Raw genomic sequence first — 19,060 nt, forward strand, 5'->3', positions numbered from 1 at the left:
AATATTATTCAGGATTTTGGGGATCCTCCGGACCATCGGCGCCCTTAGGACCGACAACCATATTTTTATACTCCAGTGAACATACCTGCAGCGAATGTCCCCCCGGCCCTTCTGAAATGCTGACAGAGAAGCCCCCAATCTCTGCCGTGGTATTCCCATTTACATTTTCGGTTACCCAGGCTGCCGCATCGCTTCCAAATGTTCCTGCACATTTAGACAAAAAATCAGCATAGTCATCCCCTGAGTCTGTAAAAACTGCATTATAGACATTTCCGTTCCCATCAGCCTGGATGTCACAGGTATAGTTACCATTTTGCAAGACCCAACTGGCAGACCCATCCGGCGCATCCACTCCTCCGGTATCAGAAAAACCGTACTCTGACAGCAGCTCTAACACCTGCTGGCCCCTGACATCCTTAAGTCCCTCAATTTCTTCCATCACCGGCGCATCTGACGGGTCCTTGATTTCTACATCATTCTCATCATGTACCTCGTCTGCCGGCGACTGTGGTTCTTTCTTATTTTCATTTTCAATACTGCTGCTATTTTTATCTGAACATCCCCATATACATATTGTGCAGAGCAGACATATAAAAAAACAGCCTTTTTTGATACAATTACCTTTACTCAACATCTATCGCTCTTTCCCCCCTGGTTGCATCCCATTTTCCATCCTGACCAACGTGATATTTTCCGATCCATTCCTCCCGCGCCATGGTACCGTCAGACTTCATATAATATTCTCCAAGTACCCACTGATTGACAAGCATACGCCCTGATGAATCAAGATAATACCAATTTGAATCTGCATATAGCCATCCAGTCTGCATATAGCCGCTGGCATTAAAATGATACCAATGATTACCTACCTTCCTCCAACTGTTTCTTGGATAAGAACCGTCTGCATTCTGATACCACCAGCCTGTGGAATTTTTCTTCCACCCCTCCGTGACCTTCACCTTGTTCGGCACCCATGCTCCGCTGCCGTCTACATAGTATTTTCCGTTATCCACCCATTCGTTCATTGCCAAGGCGCCGTTGGATTTCACATAATATTTATCTGCTATCCACTGGCTGGATGCCATAGCCCCTGAACTGTTAAAATAGTACCAGCTTCCTCCGATTTTCTGCCACCCTGTCCTCATGGCTCCATTTGTTCCAAAATAATACCAGACAGAACCGATTTTCTGCCAGCTTGTCTGCATGTAACCATTGACGTTAAAATGATACCAGCTATTTTCAATCTTTTTCCATTCATTCTTCGGGTAGGAACCATCTTTATTCTGATACCACCAGCCTGTGGAATTTTTCTTCCATCCCTCTGTGACCTTCACCTTGTTCGGCACCCATGCTCCGCTGCCGTCCACATAGTATTTTCCGTTATCCACCCATTCGTTCATTGCCATAACACCGTTGGATTTCACATAATATTTATCTGCTATCCACTGGCTGGATGCCATAGCCCCTGAACTGTTAAAATAGTACCAGCTTCCTCCGATTTTCTGCCACCCTGTCCTCATGGCTCCATTTGTTCCAAAATAATACCAGACAGAACCGATTTTCTGCCAGCTTGTCTGCATGTAACCATTGACGTTAAAATGATACCAGCTATTTTCAATCTTTTTCCATTCATTCTTCGGGTAGGAACCGTCTGCATTCTGATACCACCAGCCTGTAGAGTTAGATTTCCAGCCTTCCTGAATTGGGGTTGGATTCTGGCCCGGCTGATATCCATTAATAAACGGAATGGAATAATCGCTGGCATAATCCTGGGCAAAAGAACCAGACATCCCATATATGGTCAGATTATTGTCATTTCTAAACACATTACTGCCAAAGACGGTGACACTATCTGGAATATAAATTTTCTTCAAACTGGTACAGCCGTCAAATGCATAGCTGTTGATTACCGTAACACTCTCCGGAATATGTACGTTTTCTAGCGAGATATTATTCCGGAAAGCATAAGAGTCAATCTTGGTTACAGAATTCGCAATCGCCAATTCTGAGAGAAGCTTACAATTATAAAAGGCTTCATAACCGATTACAGTCGTTCCGTTATATATTACGGCTTTTTTCAGTGACGTACAGTCTGCAAAACAACTGCTGGATATGCCGGCAGTTCCTGAATAATAAACCGTTTTCAAATTCGTACAATATCTGAATGCACTGTTTCCCAAAGAGCTAACGCTGGCAGGGATTGTACATGTCGTAATGGATGTATTATAAAACGCTGAACTTCCGATAGAAGACAATCCGTTATTAAACGATACATTCGTCAGAGCCTCACAATAATCGAAAGCGCTGTCCCCAATACTTTGCAATCCAGGTGGAAATGTAACCGACTGCAATGCACTGCAATTATTAAACGCTCTGGTCCCAATCGTTTGTAATCCCGAAGGAAGGGCAATTCCCTGCAATGCGGCGCAATCCCTGAATGCATAATCATCAATTACTGTTAATGTCTGCGGGAAATTAATCCTTTCCAATACAGAACAACCACGAAATGCTTCATAGCCTATTTTCTTAATCGGGACATTGATGGTTACGGAGTTTAGATTTGAGCAGCTCTTAAATGTGTAATTGCAAAGCTCTGTAAACGAACCTCGTAATACTGCCGAAGTCAGTTTTGTGCATCCCTCAAATGCGCCTTTTCCCAATGTCACCATGGATTCCGGAATGGAGATACTTGTCAGCGCCGTGCCACTGAAGCACCATTCACCGATTGTAGTCACATGGTTTCCTATGGTTACCTGTCTAAGCGCACTGCAATCATTGAACGCCCTTTCTCCAAGCTCCACAACCGTACCCGGAATCGAAATAGACGTAATAGCCGTACATTTTCGGAACGCGCGACTTCCGATTGAGATAAGCCCTGAATTCAATGTTACAGTCCGAAGTCCTGTACAGCCAAAAAACGCTTCATAACCAATCGTTGTTACTGATGAAGGGATTGTTACGGACTGAACGCCTGTACATTCCTTGAATGCATAGCTTCCAATCTCAGTAACCGTATTGGGAATTACCACCTGTCCGCCGGCTCCGTTGTATTTCTTTAATACAGTACCTTCAATAGTAAAATCAGCTGAAGAACTGAATAGCTGCGCCGTTTCATCTGATTCCGCCCCGTCGTCTGCTTCCTGTATATCTTGTTCTTCTTCAGCAGACGCCTGATCTTCTGCAGATACATCTGTGACTGTACCAGAAAATGATTCTTCTGAATCTTCATCCTGTTCTCCATTTGCGTTATCGGTGATGCTTGTATCTTTAGAATCTTCCAATTCTGTTTCAGTCTCGATTTCGACATTAACATTATCTGCGTATACATCGTCTGTCGAATCTGCCGCCCATACAGTCAAATTGAATAACATTGTTACTAATACACTACTTAAGATGATTCCTCTTTTTATCTTTCGCACTTAACTCCATCTCCTATTCAAATAATACTATTCCTACACCGAGGGCCATATCCATTTCTCCTAATTGTTAGTTTTATATAATATTAGCTTATATTATTTTTTCAAAACACTTTTATATACGTTCTAGCAAAGAACTTTTAACTGTACAATTATCTTTTTATATTTTTATTTAACCATATTACAGCACTTTTTACAGAATTGTATATCACCTCATTCTTAAGCCAATATTCAATCACAAAATATCCTGACGCACATAAGAAAATACTTAAAAATAATTCTGGAATTGTTCCTGCCGTCACCCGTTTCATAACAATCGCCGCTGCCAGTACAAATCCACTTCCAATCAAACTTTTTCTGACCACCGAACTGACTCCATACAACGTAACCATCCTTCTTCCATAAATATACGCCATCAACCCTGTAAAACCTTCACTTAACATTGTGGTAAACGCCGCTGCTTCCTGTTTAAAAAAGGGAATGAATATAAGATTCAGCACAAAATTTATCCCTGCGCTGACTGCAGTTATATAGAGAAGGGCTTTTTCTTTTCCATTAGGTACAAGAACGCACTGTCCCCAATAGACTGCCATCACAAAACAGTACAGACCAATGGAAAGAATAAACATAGATGTGGCTGCTTCCAGATACTCACTGCCTCCCACAAGATAAACTGCTTCTTTGGAGAACACGCACAATCCAATGACTGTAGGAAATGTAATCGTCAGAACCATGCGATATATTTCCGATGCAGTCTGATAAAAACTCTCCAGATTTCCATTGCCCACAAATTCACTTAATCTTGAAATTCCAATGACAACTGCTGCAACTAAAATCCCACCTACCACACTATAAATCTTTACTCCGGTGCTGTATAATCCCACACTGTAATCTCCGCACAGAAAACCAAGCAAGGTCTGGTCCGTATTTACATAAATGGTTATCATCAACGAATTAGCAAAAAAGATAATACTCTTTTTCAGATGTCTGCCCCAATCAATATGAAACACCAGCCTTAGGTCGCAATATTTCCTTGCATATATAAAATTAAATATATTTGAGCCGGCAGACGCTATGATTGAGATGAATGCATAATGAAGCAAGTCATCTCTGTCACGCACTAACAGAAAAAGCATTGCCATGGACAAAATCTGTGTGACAACCTGACGAAGTGTAATATACAGATAATCCTCATATATGTTAAACACCCATTCGACGCCAATCGCCGTAAGAAAAATGGACAGAGAACACAGGAACACTAAAAGCGCATCTTTCCGGAGATAGGGCGCTGATAGGGTGCAGATGAACAAAAGAAGATAAGCTATTCCAACTATAAAAATCTGAAAGGAAAAAACCTCAGACCCAAATTCTGACATCTTTTTCCTGTCACTTCGGATCATAGCTCCGTCCCGTCTGGCATAATCCGTTAATCCAAGTGCCCCAATCAGGCTAAAGTAACCAATAATAGACAAAACAAAATTATAACGCCCTATGTTTTCCACCCCAAGGGTCCGCAGCGCATAGGGCATGGTAATCATCGGAAAAATAACATTTAACACTCTTTTACATGCAAATATGATTGTATTAATCTTAATTGATTTATTTTGCCCGCCATTCATAATGCTTCATCAAATCCCAGTCTAAGCTTCAAAGCCCCATCCCTTTTCTTTGACACCGCATATTCCGTCCTAAGCCCCGACGGCTCCGCCTGATAGCCATTATGCTTCACAATGGTTCCATCCAGAATCCAGGCATGGCCTAATGTAGATAAAATCAGCTTATTCATGATTCAGTCTCTCCCCAATAGCCCCTCCCGGATGGTTAGGCTTAAAATCCCTCTCCAAATCCAGACGAAGCCGCCTTGACAACTCCACCGCAACCGTCTGAAGCACAATCAGATTCAGGGTTGTGGAATTATTCGGAACAATATCCCACAGATCCCCCTCATGTTCCATCTGGATTAATATCTTATTTTCCATGGTGTCCGCCAGCACACTCTGCTGCTCAAAGCTTATTAGCCACAGCTTCACATCCTCCCGCTTCCTCAGCAATTCCACAAGGTACACCGTCTCCGCAGTCGCACCGCTTTTGGTAAGAATAATCACCAAATCTCCCTTATGTACCATTCCCATATCCCCATGCACCGCAGAATTCATATGGAGGAATCCCGCGTCCAGCCCAAGGGAAAGCATGGTCCCCACAAACTTATCACAGATAGGCACATTCTTCCCCAATCCAGACGCAATCACCTTATGCCCCTTTCTAATCGTTCTCTCACAGTCAGAAATCAGCCTCTCCATATCATGTTCAGAAATCGAATCCAACGCATTCCCAATAATCCTGCTATTCATGTCAAAAAATTTATTCATTGTATTCATCTAGCGCCTCCTCCAAATAATAAAGTCCATTATAAAATGCCCCGCAAATCGAATCATAATCCTCCCAGGCATAGGTGGTAAGACTCAACCACGTAATCGCCAGAAACAGCTTCATCTGCCTCCTTGTCACTTCCCCCTCCAAGAGCTCAAAAAAACAGTCCTCCATATCTTCCCAATGGTTTGACGCAATCACAAGTCTCACGCCTTTCTCATCAATATCAAGGGTAAAACGCTTCAAATTAAACTGGTCATAATTACTTACCAGGGAATAATACAGCTTTACCCAGTCATAGGCTGCGTCGCCATAGAGCTTAGTCCTTCCAAAATACCCCCGCGGGTCAAGTAAAACCGGCGTCTTCTCCTGCTTAAGCATCATATTGCTGAAGGTACAATCCCCATGAATCAGTCGGAAGCTGTCCGGACAATACTCCATCACCAGCCTCTCCACAATATCCTGACAGCAGAAAATATTTCTGCACCTTCTACCGTTTACCACCACCGCCTCATCATCCCCAAAAGGAACCAGACGGCGCACCTTCTTAAGCCTCTCATATGTTTTATCCAAATAAGCAATCCTGTAACTCTCCTGGTCAGACGGAACCGACTCCAAACCATGGACTTGCCTCAGACACCCAATCACCTGTTCCAGAATCCCCTTCTTCTCCTCATAGGAAATGGAATCATATTCATAGATATTCCTTCCATCAATGTACTCCATACAAAGAGGCTCATACTCATAGATTACAGGGATATTTTCAAACTTTTCCTCTTTAATCTTTTGATACCAGGCCGCCTCCCGAACTGCCAGCTCTCTGCCCTGCTTATCAACAGGAAGCTTATAGATTCTATCCCCCTCCACTCTCATACTGTTAAAGGGACGGCATCTTGCCTTACTCAACTTCTCCCACTCACTGTACAGCCCGTACTCATGAGTGTGGTACAGCCCTTGTTCTTCAAAATGAAAGCCTTTTGATTGAAGCCAGCGAACAAACTCCCCCTCATCCGGTACATCTTCAAGGCGCTGTTTGTCATGAAAAATGAAAAAACCCGCCACGCCAAACTCAGAACTTTTTTCCTCACTGAACACCCCGTTCTCATACTTCCACCTGCATGGAAAATCCTTTGACAGACCGATGATATCACCCTTTGAGTTTGGTATTTCATACACATCCGGAAGAATCAAATCGCACCAGATTAGCATGAAACGTTTCTGCCCAGGAATATGAGAAAGAGCCTCCTTTAGTCCCCCGCAGGTGCCCACATGCCCCGTACCGCATACCAGACAATACTCCACCTCTGCAAATTCCCTCAGATAACGTTTTAGCACATCATATTTATAATCCCCGATAATCACATACTTCTTATCCGGAAATTTACGGAACAAATGAAAAAGCATCGGCAGGTTATTCACCGGTACCAATGCTTTTGGTTTATTTTTTGTCAACTCCTTCATGCGCGTTCCCTTGCCGCCTGCCTGAACGATAATATACTCCAACTCTCCCATTATGCAGCCTCCCTTCAAAATCTTAGATAACCTTTATCACTTGCAAAATCCTGGTTTTGAAATAACCTTCTTTGCTGGCTCTGAAAATATCTGGATTTACAGATTCTATTTTCCAGAATCCTCATACCCTCATCCTTCGTGGCTCTCACGTCGATTCTGACCGCATCCGCAATATCCAGACATCCAGCTTCTTTATTGTGATAGATCCCCTCCAAAATCGGATAATGTATCTTCCCATTCTCCCAATAATTTACCCAGGAATAAAAAGGATTGATAAGAGAATTTCCCCAATGGATGAACCAGCACCTTTCTATATAAAAGGTCTCTATCTTTATGTCCTCAAAATCCTTCAGATAAGTAAAAAACCAATCCAGGTTAAATGCGGTTTCCATCTCTTGATAATGCTTCATCCATTCTTTAGATACCGTATTCTGAAAAATGTCTATAAATCCTACATTATCATTAATAAAAGTCACGCCAAAGCTCCAATGTTTGCCATGGGTACGGCTAAACCACATATCAAGGGACATGGCAGATACGCCCTTTTCCTTTACATACTGTTCCACCTGTATAAGAGCCTGACTCGTTCTTTCATATTCCATCAAAAAAGAAGTATCGTCTGCATCCACACTCCAAAACGACTGATATCCCATTTTTTTCGCATGATAGAAAGGTGTTAAATGGGCATGTGTGGCAAACCTCCAATTTCCTGTATAGAGCCTGTCCGCAGTCTGCCTGACAGAACGGCCATAAGAGGGGATGAATTTGATATTACGGTCCTCAAAAAGACAGGTTTTCAAAACCTTGTGCTCCAGCCATTTATTATCACATATAATATAATAATCTGCCCCCATCTGCGCCGCGATATCCAGCCACATCTGAATACATTCCAGAGTGTACGGGGCCTCTCTGTTAATTTTCAGATAAAATACTGGAGTACTTATACCCCCCCCTTACCCTTTTGGCCATCTAATTTACCGCTTACCGTAAAGCCGAAAAATCTGATAATCCGATGGATTTGTCCATTCATATGGACATCTATAGGGCCGGTATCCATACATCTCCATCCCACTTTTTTAAACGACTTTATAATCGTTTTAACCATATTTTTTATCTTACTTTTTATCATATTTCCTCCATCCCGCTTCGCAGTCATGTTACCCTACCCTTTCGGTTACCTAATTTCTCTGATTTAATTTCCACATCTTATAACCCTGTCTATCACCTGCTCTGCGATTCGAGTCTCATCTTCCTTGCACCAGTGATATGTTTTTATTCTGGAATGGTTCTTCCAACATTTCTCCAACAGAAATAAATCCTTATGAGGATACAATAGATTATCGATTGAAATAATATTAGCTTCTGAGAAACTGATTAAATCCATAAATCCGCTTCTGGCGCCAATCACAGTTCCACATATTTCACAAAGAGAGATTGCTTCAATCAAATCAAAATCCAACCCATATGTATTCTCTAAAGCTTTCTGACCTTTGATAGCCGAACTAATCACCTGATATCCTCTGGCTGCCAGGTGATTAGCAATTTTCTGAAAAAAAGAAAAGGGAATATTTCTGCAACTGTTTGCATATGGATTCATTACTACCGTTTTCTCCGGTACAATCACCCCTGAAGCTATAAGCTGCTTTGTCCTTTTCGATAGCGGAAACTTTTTACAAGCTGCCGGTTTTGTTTCCTGCGGCAGCTTATAGATAGCCTTTACGATGTGTGAGTAATCTACGAATTCAACCGAACTGAAAAGCTCTGACCTTACATATGCGTCAACTGAGACTGACAAGATCTCTGGTTGAATATGCCTAAAATGGCAGCCAATATCCATTGTATAGAAATCATTCAGCATCAGCATCTTTTCTCTTTTAACAGGAAGGATTTCTTCTTTTTTGATATCAAAATATTGATATACTGCATTATAGGGATCAGCGGAAATGATTTTAATATCATTAATATGGTTTCTTTTTTGATATTCTCTTAGATATGAAAGAGTAAAGACCCGGTCTCCCACTCCAGAATATGTTGATATCATCTTACTTTTCGGATTATGCTTAATCAAACTATTTGCCGTCAGTAATCCGCCCATAGCGGCATACCCTTTTCTGGCATACTTTAATACTGAAATACCCATATATAAAATACTCCTGGTTTTAATCTATTCATTCGATATAATATGCCTCAATATCATGCTGAGCTGCTGATTGTTCTTCTTTTGACGGTAATTTCATATAATCTCCATACAGTATTTTCAGCCATTTATCATACTTTGCAGGTGCATGATATTTTTTCCCTTCAAATTCAACTTCGCAGAAATCCTCAAATAATTTCCTGCTTACAACCCAATGAATCTTATCATAGGGGTCTGTCATATCACATACCCGCTTTGTCTCTGCATGTGTATATTTCCGAGCATTATGAATAATTTTTAGTGCAAAATATTGTCTGGGTACAAATTTTAATATGGCTTGTATTCCTAGAACTCCTATCCTTTTAGCAGAAATCTTTGCCTGTCCCAATGGTAATTGATATCTTCTCAGTCTTCCATAAAAATCTCTTTTTCTGAATATCTTCCGAAGTTTCACATCATCATCAGGCGCATAATCCACCACAAAAACATCTATGTATACTCCTATCTTTAAACCTTTTTCTCCCATTTCGTATAATACTGTTTCAGTATCTACTATTTTGCCAAAAGGATAATAATATTCTCTATCCTTTTCAGGACACAAAAACTGATATCTTCCCATACCCTCACGATTAAAGCAATCCATTAAACGCTCGTAATCTTTCCGAAGCATGGATACATCTATATCGTCATCCCATGGAATATAGCCTCTATGCCGTATTGCTCCCAATAATGTACCATAATCAATCCAATATCGAAGCTCATGGTTGTCACAAAATTCTGCAAAATAATCTAAAATACCAATTTGAATCCTATGCAACTCCTCTTTTTCTATCTTTTTCATCTCTTTCCTCATTTACTTCTATTTCTTTATTTCTCCTTATATATAAAAATGGAATATATTGGCCTATTGTCATCATTTGCAGAAAAGAGGTACCTAATATGTAGGGCACAATTAATACTAATATCATCATACAACGTTTTTCCTTATATAAATGAGCTTTCAACATCATCTGCATATATAATAAAACAAAAAGAATCGTACCTACAATTCCCTGGCAATACAACATCTCTACGATAGCCGTCATATATATCTGATATCCTGTACTATAATTCATCGGTATATTCTTGTAGCCCATCCCCCATACTCTGTCTAATCCCGTTAAATCCATCACATACTTAATTGACCATATACGCCCTTTTATTGCCGTACCCCCCTGAGAAGGCAGCAGCCTATTCATAGTCTGGATAAAAAAGTCAGAGCTAAATATTAATATCACAAAAACAACAAGTACAAATAATATTCCTCCTACTGTCTCAACCATTTTCTTTTGGGAAACGGTATCCATATTGATTAAATAAATATATAACCATAAAAAAATAACCGTTAATACTCCAATTCCCGATGTAGTCATTATTATTCCTGCCGAAACTAATATTGTTTTACCGTTTACCCTTTTTTCTTCCTCTAACAGCAGACACGCTAATCCTATGGAGCAATATTGCGCAAAATGAGCTGGCTCTAAAAATAGAGCAGATGGACGGAACAAACCATTATAAACCATCAAACTTACATCCAAATAGTGCTGCGAGTCAAGCACTAGACTTCGCATCGGCAGCAGGAAGCCCCTGTCGTTATTAAAATCAAACTTAAAAATATAATAGAGCACATATTGTAAAACTACACAAATTGACATTATAATTGCAATATCTTTTACATAGTTTATATAGTATCTCTGTATTTCTGAATCATAAAAAGTCAATGCCATAAATGTTATAAACATTAATAAGCTTACAATATTAAAAAAATTTGAGGTGTTGTCTGAAATTATTTCCTCAGGACTTTTTCTAAAATAAGTAATAATTATATACAAGAACATAATTATGGTCATTATCCAAATGATAGATTTTGCTTTATTATCCTTATATACTCCTTTAACACAATTCATAAAAACAGAATACAGCATCAATATCCAATATGTGACAAAACACATATTCATTTCCAAAAAAGGAATTTTATACAAGCTTAAAATTGGAGATAGAGCAAATATAAATGCAAATATTTTCTTTTTATTTACTGTAATTTTACATATCATAACACTATACTGTCCTTACTATCGGCAATCAAATATTCAACAGCCTTTCATAAATTTCAATCATCTTCTTCACATATATTTTCTGGTCAAATTCCTCCACCGCGTAACTTTGCCCCTTGTCTGCAATCTTTCTCATTTCATTTCTATGTTCAACCGCAAACGCAATCTGATCCGCCAGCTCCACAGCGTTCCCCGGTTCATACAGTAATCCTGTAACCTTATCTTTTATAATCTCCGGTGAAGCGCCGGCATTGGCCGCAATCGTCAGATTCCCTGAAATCATACTTTCTATAGTCGTCCTTCCCAAGCCCTCCGCACGGGAACAAACCACACAGATATCGCTCTGTTTTCTAATCTCTCGCAATTTTGTATGATCTTCAAGCTCTCCAACAAACTCAACATTATTCAGGCAATGTTCTTCCACATATCTATGCAAAGAGGATGCATAATCTTTATTTCCATTCCAATATCCGTCCCTGCCTACAATTCTCAAATAAAAATCTCCCGGTCTGTTTTCGTTTAATATTTCTATTGCTTTTATAATATCCTTCTGCCCCTTTTGTGGATTAATGATGCCAACAATCAGCAGATTCGTACATTGATTCTCTAATATTGTTTTTTTCTCATAATAGTTTTCAGCATCTACGCTGTCAGGGACTAGTGCAAATGAAGCATCCGGTACAAAATCTTGATAGACCCTTTTTACATAATCAGAGATTACAATCACTTCTGATGCGCTCCTGATCATATTTTTTATTCTACTAGGATGATAGAACTCCATTCCTAATCCATCCCAAATGTTTTCCCTGATATGGCAAATATAGGGAACTTGGGCTTTGTATGCCGCTTCCATTCCTATGGCAGTCGGCAGACTGTTATTATGTAGAATATCGATTCTTTTTCTTTTCAGATAAAAAGCAATACAATACTTAGAATATATATTTATTATCTTTTTTATCAACGTTTTCAAAGCTGAATCCGCCTTGACTGACGACTTGAACGGCAGAAGCTTATATTCTGCATCAACCGATTTTAAAGCGTCCTCCATACTTCCGTGACGGTTCATGAGCACAAAACATTCATGGCCATTTTTTTGTAACATCTTCAATAGCTCAAATAAGGATCTGTTTGCGCCGCCTGCCTTATTTACTGTTGACAAAACAAAACAAATCTTCATTTATTATTTTTTCCGGACAATGCAGGATATATTTTCAATAACCAATAAGCCATATAATTCGTTTTTCTCATCATACTAACAAAAATTCCCATCTTCTGGCATCTGGCAGCCCCTTTATAAATGTCTGGAAACTCCCTTCTTATTTTTTGATCATATCTTTTAATGGTTCTTCGATTATGGTCTGACAATGGCAGTAACAGATATGTCTGGATTGCTATTACATGGAATCTCGCCACACGTCTTAATATATACCTATAATTTTCGCTGTTTCTCTGTGTTTCACAAAACTCATAGGTTTTTCTGCAGATACGAAGCATCTCATCTTTGTGCCTGATTCTTGATTCAACGCTCATGCTTTGCCCATCTCTGCCGACCCTGTAACAATACACTGGCAAATCTATAAACAATGCTTTCTTTGCTGCTGAGAACGGAACAATCGCGTATAATTGATCTGTATAGAGACTATGGGATGGAAGAATAAGATTGGTTCTTCTAAGCAATTCTGTTTTAAACGTAATACACCACATTCCAACTGGCTTTCGAGGTACAAAATCTTTCATCAGACACTCATATCCATTATGCATATGATGACGCTTTATCAGCCTCAAATTCTTTTCATCACATCCATAAGCATAATGAGTAAATACAACATCTGCATCAGATGTTCTCAGCGCCTTAATCAAATATTTCAAATGATTGGCGTCAAACCAGTCGTCACCGTCAAGAAGCTTAAAGTATTTTCCCGTTGCATGGGCCATACTATAATTGACGGTTGTACCATAACCACCGTTTTCTTTGTGAACCACATGAAAAGTTTCCGGATATTGTTCTTCATACTTTTTTGCTATTTCAGCCGTTTGATCGGTTCCGCCGTCATCCACAATAAATACTTCCAGCAAATCCATAATCTCAGGAATAATCATCGATTCAATATTTTGCTGGATATATTTTTCAACATTGTATGCAGCTACCGAAACTGTTAAAATTTTATTGCTCATCAGTATCACCACCCAAATAATTTAGGAAAAGTTCTCTGTACTTTTCTTTGACAATTCTAATATCCATGACTTCTTCGGCCGTTTTCCTGGCATTTTCTCTATACTTTCTAACCAATTCTTTATCCTGATAAAGCCTGAATATTTTTTCCGCTAAATCTGAAGCGTCATTATTTTCAACATATACTCCTACGTCATATGTACAAATCAGCCTCTTCAAATCTCCATCATCCCCCCCAATCCCTACTAACGCCTCGCCGCATGCCATAAAACTAAATGCCTTACTTGGGTATGCAATCATTGAATTTTCCGCATTTTGAGCTACGATTGCCACATCGCCGCATGCCATAGAAAAGACATATTTTTCCACTGACTGAAAAGGAAACAAGCGTACATTTTTATTCGGATATCTTGCAACATACTTTTCCACAAGCTGCCTTTTTACTCCCTGCCCGACGAAAACAAATAAAATATCCTCTATCTTTTCCAATTTTCTGGCGGCCTTCAATACAATCTCTATATTATGTCCAATCCCCATTGTACCTGAGTACAAAACAACAAATTTCTCGGTCAATCCATTTTCTATACAAAATATATTTTCTTCTTTTTTCAATGGTTTAAGCAACCGGGTATCAACCCCAAACGGCATTGCTTTTATTCTGATCGGACATTGTACGCTTTGCTCAATCAACTCCGCTTCTGCCGGTCCGTTTGCAAGCATTAAATCGTACTTTTTGTAATTTAGATGATTCCAACGCCTCCATAATTTACATACAATATGTGAAAGATAATGGTCGATGCTGCATTCAATCGCCTGTGGATAGATATCCCAATGTGTAAAGATAACGGGCGCTTGAAAATCCTTTTTTAATCTTAATCCAATCCATATATTAATCGGCGGATTTGACGATACAAAAATCAAATCGTATTTTCTGCCTTTTTTATTCTTTCTTCTCCATCTCTGCATGAAAAGAAAGAAATTCATCCAACTGATAAACCGAGTCTTTAGGGATTCTGCATGATAATCCGGAGCTTTCCATATATCATTTTTTACTTTATTAGCCGTTATGATATCAATCTGCGCAATTCCTTCCAAAGCCTGTTCCATGACATCATAAAATTGCTTCTGGATTTCCTGGGATACAATAAGTATTTTTTTCATCTTAATCCAAACTCTCTTTCAAAATCTTTACTGTATGGGATAATCCTGTCTCTGCACAAAAGGCGCTTTTCCATCCTAACCTAAGCAATTTTGTGCTGTCTAATGATGAAGCTTCCATTGGATTAAATCCCTTCTTTTCTCTCATACCAGCCTCTCCCTGTACTAACTTAACGCCGCCGGCCTCAGACAGAAGCTCTGCCATCTGTCTGATACTTATGATGGAGTTCGGATCAGATATATTGTAAGCGCAAAGGTTCTCTCCTCTTAACAGTACTTTTAATATAGCCGAAGCACAATCCAGGCAGTAGCAGTAACTCCGAAGCTGAGAACCCTTACTTTTCAAAACAATATCTTTTCCCTGTGCCGCTGCAAAAGCAAATGAAGACGATACCCTGTTATCCTCCTGTGATGCGGTAGGTCCGTAAATGTGGCCGGGACGTACAATCACAGCCTCCATTCCATATTCAACGGCATAACTTACACATAAGGTTTCCGTTGCTTTTTTACTGAGTGAATAGGAATTCCTGGGATTCAAAATATCAATATATCCATAATCATTCTCCTGATAAGGGAATTTTTCATTCTTTGTTCCGTAAACTTCACTGCTGGAGAGATACAATACTCTCTTTGTTCCCCACTCTTTCGTTTGATTAAGCAGACAATACATCCCAGAAAAATTACTTAACATTGTTTCAACAGGTTCCTTCATAATCATATTCGGACAGGCATTCCCTGCCCCATGGATGATATAATCAACAGGCGATTTAAGCTTTATATCCTTTAATGCATCATAGTGGATATGTTCAAAATAATCTTTATCGCAGTATGGTTTAAAACGTCGGTCCAGCTTTTCAATATTTCTCCCTGCAGCCAAAATTTTAATTGGCTCATCATGTGTTTCGTTATAACGTATCAATATATCCACAACCGCTGAACAGATCAGCCCGTAAGCCCCTGTAATCATTACCGCTGTTCCGGAAAGCTCGTTTAACTCCTCCAGATACATGAATTCTCTGTCTATGTCCTGTATCCACTGTTCACTGTTATAAATACTCATGTCTTAATCCTTTAACCACTCTGAACGTTTCGCCGCTAACAATGCTTTAAAAATGTCAATATCCTCGACTGTCGTAAGCTTAATATTCTTCTCTGAACCGGCAGAAAAGTATACCTGTTGTCCCATCTCAATCATTAGCGTACAGGATGCCACCGAATTGGTAATCCCTGCTTTCAAAGCCTTTCTGTGAAGTTCGCATATCTGACCGAGATAAAATCCCTGGGGAGTCTGTGTTCTCTTAAGCCTGTCCCGCGGATAACTTTTATCCGCCATAACCCCATTTTCCGTCTGCATCATCGCTTCCGCACATGGAATCACCGTAATTGCATTACCGTACTGTATGGTTTTACTAATACAATCGGAAATAATCTCCGCCGACACCAACGGTCTGATTGCGTCATGAATCAATACAATATCATTCTCTTTAAACTGCTTCTCCAATTCATATACTCCGTTGCGGATAGATGCCTGTCCATTCTCACCGCCTGAAAACACATACTTTAATTTCGTTATATTAAACTGTTTTGCATAGGCCCAAAGCACTTGTTCCCATCCATCTATACAAACCACCGCAATCGAACCAATCTCCGGATGCTTTTCAAATGCTTCCAGCGTATATATGATAACCGGCTTTTCATTTACCGTAAGAAACTGCTTCGGTATATCCTGATGCATCCGATTGCCTGAACCTCCTGCTATTAAGAGTGCAATATTCGCCATTTACTGATTCACTCCATTCTTAATCAATTCATACCGAACCTCACTGTTTCTCTCATGTACAGGAGGCAAAGTCATATAATTTCCGTACCTTTTGGTCAAATATTTATCCGGCTCTGTCGGTCCATCAAAATACAGCCCTTCAAACAACATTTTCTTTGGCTTGGAAAACCAATTCTTATCATATGTAATCGCAGAGCATAAGGATACGTCCTCCCCAAAGTAATCGCAAATCGAATCACTCTTTCGTTTATACGACAATCCTTCTTCTAATCTTCGGATATCTCTTTCACGATTTTTCTTTCTGAAAAACAACAGCACCATTCCTGCGGCTGCTTTGCTTATGATTCCGTGATTCTGCGGTACTCCGCTCACAAGAATTTTATATAAATGCGAATGCCAAACCTTAAAGACAAGACCTGCTTTTGTCCTGGGGCAATCATAATAAGGGTATACATCTATATACGGATTCGTTTTCTCTAAAATTTTATTGCCCTTCTTTACATATAATTCTGCACTTCTATCTACAACATGCATACCAATACTTCCAAAAGAGCAATCGGTTTCTCTGCTTCTGACAAAATATCGTTTTCCAAATTCTGTCTGATACCTGGAAAGTTTTTTTGCATCTTCTATAGGCATTAACACATCTATATCATGATCCCACGGAATAAATCCCTGATGTCTGACCGAGCCAAGACAGGAACCATAGGCCAGATAATAACGCAACTGATGTCTGTGACATACTTCGTCTAATTTTATCAATATCTCTAATTGCAGTTTTTGAACTTCTGTCATTGATTTCTCCTATTTCCTATACAGGCCGTCTCTGTGAGCAACCCAAATCGTCTTCATTCCAAGCTGTCTCGCCGCCTGAAAATCTTTTGCAGGGTTATCTCCTACATAGACGAGCTGCTCATAGGGTATACGCCATCGATTCTGCATAATCCGAAAGGATATATCATTCGGTTTTCTAAACTGTAATCCTCCAAGCTCATCTGTAACAATGATATCATCCATCAAATCCTCAAGCCCTAATGCGGCAATCTTATTCCTCTGTCCTTCGGGGCGTCCATCTGTAATCATGCCTGTATTAATCCCGAAGTTTTTTAATTCCGTGATAAGCTCACACACTCCCTGATAAAGCTCTAGCTTTGGCTTATGGGCTCTATATATTTCCAAACATTGCGCCTTCAAATCTTCTCTGCCAATCTGCTTCAGGAATTCATCAATCGCATATAACCCCTTCTCAAAATAAGACCAGAGCTTTTTCTGTGCATCCTTTATTTCCAAAAAATCTGCCACAGCCTGAAAGCCGCTCCTCACATATTGTTTTTCAGGGTATAACGTATCGTCAAGGTCGAAGATCACTCCCTTAATTTTCCACCTGTCTATCCCTAAAGAGCTTACCGTCATACTTAAACCTGCACTCCCTTGCCGAATGAGCTTTGTCCCCCAAGCGCTTCCTTCATCGATACATACGCTCTGCTCGTAACGGCTATAGATTGCCCCGTCGGCTAACTCCATATCACAGCAAGCCTTTTCATGACTCAAAAGTTTTAATATTGTCTCTGCACTTCTTGCGCCTGCTTTCATACTCAAAGGAACACCGCCGCCAAATCTCGGATTAATCTCAATGTAATAGTTGCGGTCTGATTTCTCGTCACGAATCATCTGAACGGTCAGTGGTCCACAGGGCTTAAACGCCTCAGTCAATACTTTTGCTTCTCTGATGATTGTCCTGTCCATACAAATCTGCGTTTTCAGAACCTCCCCTGCCCTTACGGCTAATCGTCTTCTCGGAACAACACTGAGCATTCGTCCCTCAAAATCACAGAATATGTCTATTGTATATTCCTCTCCAGATACAAACGGCTGCACAATATAATTTTCAATCTGCTGCGCATAAACTGAAAGCTCTGTCACGTTTTCAACCTTAAAGGCATTGATACTGCTGCTTCCGTCCCTGGGCTTTATAAAAGCCGGAAAACCGCCCTTATATGCTTTCCAATCATCTACTGGCGCTGGTGAGTGCAGCCCACAGGCGTCAAAAAGTTTTGATGTTTTTCTTTTATCCCGACAGATACGAATCTTCTCTAAAGGACTCACCATAATTTTTGTCCCTGACGCTTCGATTTTCTCTTTATTTTCTGCAAGCACGAGAAGATCTGTATCAATCGTGGGAATCACTAAGTCTATTCTGTCTTTCCGACATATTTCTATAAGCTCTAAAATATAATGATCTTCCCGCATTCCGCAAATAATCCTTGAAAAATCGCAGTATGCCAGAGCCGGCGCCGTATTGCTGACATCTGCCCCATAAATTTTTAAATCTTTACCCAGACATAACGCTGCCTGACGGAAGGCCTGGAGAAGTTCAACACGCCGGCCTACTCCGGTAAATAAAATATGTAATTCTTTCAT

General features: G+C 39.9%; 18 protein-coding genes. All 18 read right to left on the minus strand.

All coding sequences use genetic code 11. The features are described 5' to 3' along the window. Nucleotides 1-4: 4 nt before the first annotated feature. On the minus strand, nt 5-634 hold the full coding sequence (locus tag GN277_RS15790; protein WP_159751847.1) for a hypothetical protein: 630 nt from the start codon (nt 632-634) through the stop codon (nt 5-7). Next, entirely contained in the window at nt 624-3,419 is a 2,796-nt protein-coding gene (locus tag GN277_RS15795; protein WP_159751848.1) for a leucine-rich repeat protein, read from the minus strand. The genes GN277_RS15790 and GN277_RS15795 overlap by 11 nt, the downstream gene beginning before the upstream one ends. A gap of 149 nt (nt 3,420-3,568) precedes the next feature. Further along, nucleotides 3,569-5,035: a flippase gene (locus tag GN277_RS15800; protein WP_159751849.1), complete on the minus strand. Its 1,467-nt coding sequence runs from the start codon at nt 5,033-5,035 to the stop codon at nt 3,569-3,571. Beyond that, the gene (locus GN277_RS29490) at nt 5,032-5,202 is read right to left on the minus strand and encodes a hypothetical protein (protein ID WP_204162755.1); all 171 of its coding nucleotides are present in this window, start codon (nt 5,200-5,202) and stop codon (nt 5,032-5,034) included. The genes GN277_RS15800 and GN277_RS29490 overlap by 4 nt, the downstream gene beginning before the upstream one ends. Further along, nucleotides 5,195-5,794 (minus strand): SIS domain-containing protein, encoded by a 600-nt coding sequence (locus tag GN277_RS15805; protein ID WP_244324741.1) that lies wholly within the window; start codon nt 5,792-5,794, stop codon nt 5,195-5,197. Before GN277_RS15805 ends, GN277_RS29490 begins: the two co-directional genes overlap by 8 nt. Further along, complete coding sequence (locus GN277_RS15810) at nt 5,778-7,298, minus strand: NTP transferase domain-containing protein (protein WP_159751850.1); 1,521 nt, start codon at nt 7,296-7,298, stop codon at nt 5,778-5,780. Before GN277_RS15810 ends, GN277_RS15805 begins: the two co-directional genes overlap by 17 nt. Nucleotides 7,299-7,312: 14 nt before the next feature. Then, nucleotides 7,313-8,176, minus strand: a complete 864-nt coding sequence (locus tag GN277_RS15815; RefSeq protein WP_159751851.1) for a hypothetical protein — start codon at nt 8,174-8,176, stop codon at nt 7,313-7,315. Nucleotides 8,177-8,238: 62 nt separating this feature from the next. Next, nucleotides 8,239-8,427 carry a hypothetical protein gene (locus GN277_RS15820; protein WP_159751852.1) on the minus strand — a complete coding sequence of 63 codons (189 nt, stop codon included), beginning with the start codon at nt 8,425-8,427 and terminating at the stop codon, nt 8,239-8,241. 63 nt (nt 8,428-8,490) lie between these two features. Next, nucleotides 8,491-9,438, minus strand: a complete 948-nt coding sequence (locus GN277_RS15825) for a hypothetical protein (RefSeq protein WP_159751853.1) — start codon at nt 9,436-9,438, stop codon at nt 8,491-8,493. A gap of 28 nt (nt 9,439-9,466) precedes the next feature. Continuing rightward, the gene (locus tag GN277_RS15830) at nt 9,467-10,276 is read right to left on the minus strand and encodes a LicD family protein (protein WP_159751854.1); all 810 of its coding nucleotides are present in this window, start codon (nt 10,274-10,276) and stop codon (nt 9,467-9,469) included. Next, nucleotides 10,245-11,528 carry a hypothetical protein gene (locus tag GN277_RS15835; protein WP_159751855.1) on the minus strand — a complete coding sequence of 428 codons (1,284 nt, stop codon included), beginning with the start codon at nt 11,526-11,528 and terminating at the stop codon, nt 10,245-10,247. Before GN277_RS15835 ends, GN277_RS15830 begins: the two co-directional genes overlap by 32 nt. Nucleotides 11,529-11,556: 28 nt before the next feature. Further along, a complete protein-coding gene (locus GN277_RS15840) occupies nt 11,557-12,705 on the minus strand; it encodes a glycosyltransferase family 4 protein (protein WP_280178612.1) in 1,149 nt (382 codons plus the stop codon). Then, nucleotides 12,702-13,703 carry a glycosyltransferase family 2 protein gene (locus GN277_RS15845; protein ID WP_159751857.1) on the minus strand — a complete coding sequence of 334 codons (1,002 nt, stop codon included), beginning with the start codon at nt 13,701-13,703 and terminating at the stop codon, nt 12,702-12,704. The genes GN277_RS15840 and GN277_RS15845 overlap by 4 nt, the downstream gene beginning before the upstream one ends. Continuing rightward, nucleotides 13,693-14,862: a glycosyltransferase family 4 protein gene (locus tag GN277_RS15850; RefSeq protein WP_159751858.1), complete on the minus strand. Its 1,170-nt coding sequence runs from the start codon at nt 14,860-14,862 to the stop codon at nt 13,693-13,695. The genes GN277_RS15845 and GN277_RS15850 overlap by 11 nt, the downstream gene beginning before the upstream one ends. Before the next feature lies 1 nt (nt 14,863). Next, nucleotides 14,864-15,919: an NAD-dependent epimerase/dehydratase family protein gene (locus GN277_RS15855; protein WP_159751859.1), complete on the minus strand. Its 1,056-nt coding sequence runs from the start codon at nt 15,917-15,919 to the stop codon at nt 14,864-14,866. Nucleotides 15,920-15,922: 3 nt separating this feature from the next. Further along, nucleotides 15,923-16,639 carry an IspD/TarI family cytidylyltransferase gene (locus GN277_RS15860; protein ID WP_159751860.1) on the minus strand — a complete coding sequence of 239 codons (717 nt, stop codon included), beginning with the start codon at nt 16,637-16,639 and terminating at the stop codon, nt 15,923-15,925. Continuing rightward, a complete protein-coding gene (locus GN277_RS15865; RefSeq protein WP_159751861.1) occupies nt 16,640-17,434 on the minus strand; it encodes a LicD family protein in 795 nt (264 codons plus the stop codon). It abuts the gene before it with no gap. A 9-nt stretch (nt 17,435-17,443) separates the two neighbouring features. After that, nucleotides 17,444-19,060: an HAD-IA family hydrolase gene (locus GN277_RS15870; protein ID WP_159751862.1), complete on the minus strand. Its 1,617-nt coding sequence runs from the start codon at nt 19,058-19,060 to the stop codon at nt 17,444-17,446.

The organism is Sporofaciens musculi (assembly GCF_009830285.1).
Taxonomy (GTDB): Bacteria; Bacillota; Clostridia; order Lachnospirales; family Lachnospiraceae; genus Sporofaciens; species Sporofaciens musculi.